Source organism: Streptomyces sp. MBT53 (genome assembly GCF_016654115.1).
Lineage (GTDB): Bacteria > Actinomycetota > Actinomycetes > Streptomycetales > Streptomycetaceae > Streptomyces.
Window position 1 is genome coordinate 1 of sequence record NZ_JAEQAZ010000382.1, and the last position, 3,421, is coordinate 3,421.

Annotated in this window: 2 protein-coding genes and 1 pseudogene; all 3 read right to left on the minus strand. The window is 69.0% G+C overall.

The window, feature by feature from the left end; translation table 11 throughout:
• Positions 1-49: 49 nt before the first annotated feature.
• Positions 50-829: a calcium-binding protein gene (locus tag JHN45_RS51220; protein ID WP_200717496.1), complete on the minus strand. Its 780-nt coding sequence runs from the start codon at positions 827-829 to the stop codon at positions 50-52.
• Between the two features lie 208 nt (positions 830-1,037).
• Complete coding sequence (locus JHN45_RS51225) at positions 1,038-1,796, minus strand: calcium-binding protein (protein ID WP_201056342.1); 759 nt, start codon at positions 1,794-1,796, stop codon at positions 1,038-1,040.
• A 146-nt stretch (positions 1,797-1,942) separates the two neighbouring features.
• Positions 1,943-3,421, minus strand: a pseudogene (locus JHN45_RS51230) (molecular chaperone Hsp90); the annotation flags it as partial.

The window sequence follows — 3,421 nt, forward strand, 5'->3', positions numbered from 1 at the left end:
AACTGCGCGACCAGCCCCCACACACCCGCAGCCGAACGACGACCCGCTGCTACCGCACGTCGACGAAGTCACCCGTCGCGTTGACCGCCGGAGTGGTCGACGTGCCCGCGAAGCTGTAGCGGAAGTAGCCGTCGACGGTCGCCTTGACGGTGGTCTTCAGGGCGCCGGTGGAGCTGGTCTTGATGGTCTTGACCGTGGTGTACGTGCTGGAGCCGTTCTTGCGGAACTGGAGCTTGACCGGCTGGGTCGAGTAACCGGAGTACGTGCCGGCGTCCCAGTTCGCGCGGGTCAGCTTGCCGGTGACCGTGATGGTCTTGCCCTTCTTCACGGGCTCCGGGGTGGCGTCGGCCGTGAGCTTCGACAGGCGCTGGACCTGGAAGCTCTTCGCGTTGTCCTTCTGGACGTAGTCGTTGTCCTTGCCCGTGGCGATCGCCCAGACCTTCCAGCTGCCGGCCGCGAAGTTGAACACCTCGGTGTTCGGCGTCAGGTTGAAGGTCGACTTGCAGGTCGACGTCGTGGCGTTGACCGTGGTGCAGGTGGCGCGGTGGTTGCTGCTGGTGGCGACCGAACCGGTGTCGGAGGAGTCGATGTCGGCACCGTGGTACAGGATGGCCTGCGCCCAGCCGACGCCCGAGGCGTCCTTCACCGTGAAGCTGACGGTGATGGTCTTCTTCGCGGTCGCGCCGACGACGACCGCCTTCCCACCATTCACCACGACGCCAGAGATCGTGGTGTCTCCCTGGACCTCGTCCGCGTGGGCGGCGGGTACGGCGAAGACGGAGAGGGCCAGGGCGCCGGAGACGGCAGCCACAGTGGCGCGTATGCGCATGCGTTCCCCAAGTGGAGAAAGGGGGCCCCTGCGCGGTGGTCGTTCCGTACGGCTCGTCGTCGGCGCCGGGGCCCAAGTGATGGCGGAGCCTGTTGGCTCGCAAGATCTGATCCGTGACGGGTGGGAATGGTTGTACGACGGATCGAGACTTTGTACGGGTATTACCAACCCGTGATGAAGTGCGGAGACTCCGCCATCGCCGCCCGGACTACTTCACGTCGATGAAGTCACCGGCGGCGTTGACGGCCGGGGTGGTCGAGGTGCCCGCGAAGCTGTAGCGGAAGTAGCCGTCGACGGTCGCCTTGACGGTGGTCGACAGGGTGCCGGTCGAGCTGGTCTTGATCGTCTTGACCGTGGTGTAGGTGCTGGCGCCCTTCTTGCGGAACTGGAGCTTCACCGACTGGCTCGCGTAGCCCGCGTTCTTGTGGGTCTCCCAGTTGGCGCGGGACAGCTTGCCGGTGACCGTGATGGTCTTGCCCTTCTTGACCGGCTCCGGGGCGGCGTTGGCGGTCAGCTGGGAGGCGCGCTGGATCTTGAAGGAGGCGGCCTTCTCCTTCCAGATGTAGTCGCCGTCCTTGGCGTCGACCCACGCGTCGACGTACCAGGTGCCGGCCTCGTCGTTGAAGACGTCGCCGACCCTCGGGTCGACCAGGACCGTGGCGGAGCAGGTCGAGGTGGTGGCGTTGACCTTCACGCAGGTCGGCTTGGCGGTGGAGAGGTAGCCGTAGTTGGGGCCGATCAAGGAGAACTCGTCCGCGCTCGCGATGCCCGAGTTGTCGGTGGCCGTGACGCTGACCTTGATGCTCTTGGTGCTGGCGGCGCTCACGCTGACCGTGTTGTCGCCGTCGACGACCACCTTGGTGATTTTGGTGTCGCCCGAACCGCCGTCCGCCTGGGCGGCCGGGACCGCGAGGGCGGAGAGGGCGAGGGCGCCGGAGACGGCGACGACGGTGGCACGTATGCGCATGTGTTCCCCCAGTGGAACGTGAACGAGATCATGGAACCGGGTGGCTCAGGTGATCAGATTCGCGAGGCGGGGGAATGGTTGTACATCTCGTGACTTTTTCTTGGGGTGATGGTGAAGATCGCTCCGGGCCCCCGGTTGTTGTCCGGTCAGTCGAACCAGCGGTCCCTGGCGAGTTCCTCCGTCCGGGACGGGTCCTCCAGGAGGGCGGCCACCTCGAAGCGGCGGGGCCACTGGCCCGCCGCCCAGGCGAGGCCTGCGGCTACGCCTTCCAGGGTCGAGGCGTGCAGCACTCCGTCACGGGTCCGGCGCCAGTCGATCTCCACGCCGTCCACGACGAGTTCCTCGTGCTCGACATAGGTCGCGGGGGTGAGGGGGCCGAGGAGGACGCGGACGGATTCCGGTACGCCGTGTTCGGCGCCCTCGGAGGTGACCTCTCCGGTGACGGACTCGCTCAGGCGGCGGACCTGGAAGAGTTCGGCCAACTCGGCTGCCCGGGACGGGCGTACGGGGAGGAGGGGGACGCCCGCTGTGAAGGGGAGCAGGTCGGGTGAGTCCACGACCACGGCGTCCGCCGCGTCCACGACCGTCACCTCGCCGTCTACCACGGCCCTCAAGTCGTCCGGCAGGGTGACCTGTTCGGGGTCCAGGGCGGCCAACGCGCTGTAGAGGGCGTGCAGTTGGGTTCCGGTGACCTCGCGGTCCGGGTCGGCCAGGCGGTCGAGGAGTTCGGCGGCACCGCCGGGTTCGTCGAGGAGGGCGGCGACGGAGGTGCGGACGCCGAGTGCGCGGAGTACCTGTTCGTCGTCGAAGCCCGTCGCGTCGGCCTCGTCGTAGAGACCCCGGAGGAGCGGGTCGCCTCCCGACGCCAGCAGGCCGGCCGGGCGGCGGCCGTCGAGCACCGGGTGACCGCGCAGCCACCAGGCCGTGTACGGCCGTACGACCTCGTAGGAGCCGTCGGGCAGCAGGATGCGGACCTGTTGGGTGATCGCGTCGCGGAGGGGTGGCTGGGCGAGGAGGGCGAGGGCCTGGGGCCAGCGGTCGTCGTCTACGAGGTCGAGGTCGCGGACCGCTACGAGTTCCGTTGCCACGGGTGGGACGGGGGTGTCGGGGAAGCGGTCGAGGACGTCCTCGGACCAGACGTCCACCGAGTCCAGCAGGCCGGGGTCGTCCGGTTCCGCGAAGTCGCTGTCTCGGGGCTCCAGTTCGTCCGGGTCCAGGACCACGTCGGTGGCGCGGACCAGGGCGAAGGTGGCGAGGACTCCGCAGGCGGCCAGGGGTTGTTCGCCCCAGCGGTCTGCCAAGTCCGCGTCCACGAAGGCCAGTTCGTCCTCGCGCATCACCTGGGCGAACGGGCTGCCGGGGAGGACGAGTTCGCCTGCGGGCGCCAGTTCGCCCTCCTCGTCGGGGAGGGCCAGCGCGCCGAGCCAGGGTTCGTCACCGGGTTCCAGGCCCGCGTCCCGGACGAGGGCGAGGACCGTGTCCGCCAACTCCTCGGCGTCCGGGGTGGGTTCGTCCCATACGGCGCCGCCCTCGTCGTCGAGGGAGGCGGCCACCGCGGCCCGCACCTGGGGGGTGGTGAGGACCGCGCGGGGGGTCGCGGGCAGGGCGCCCAGCTTCTCCAGGAG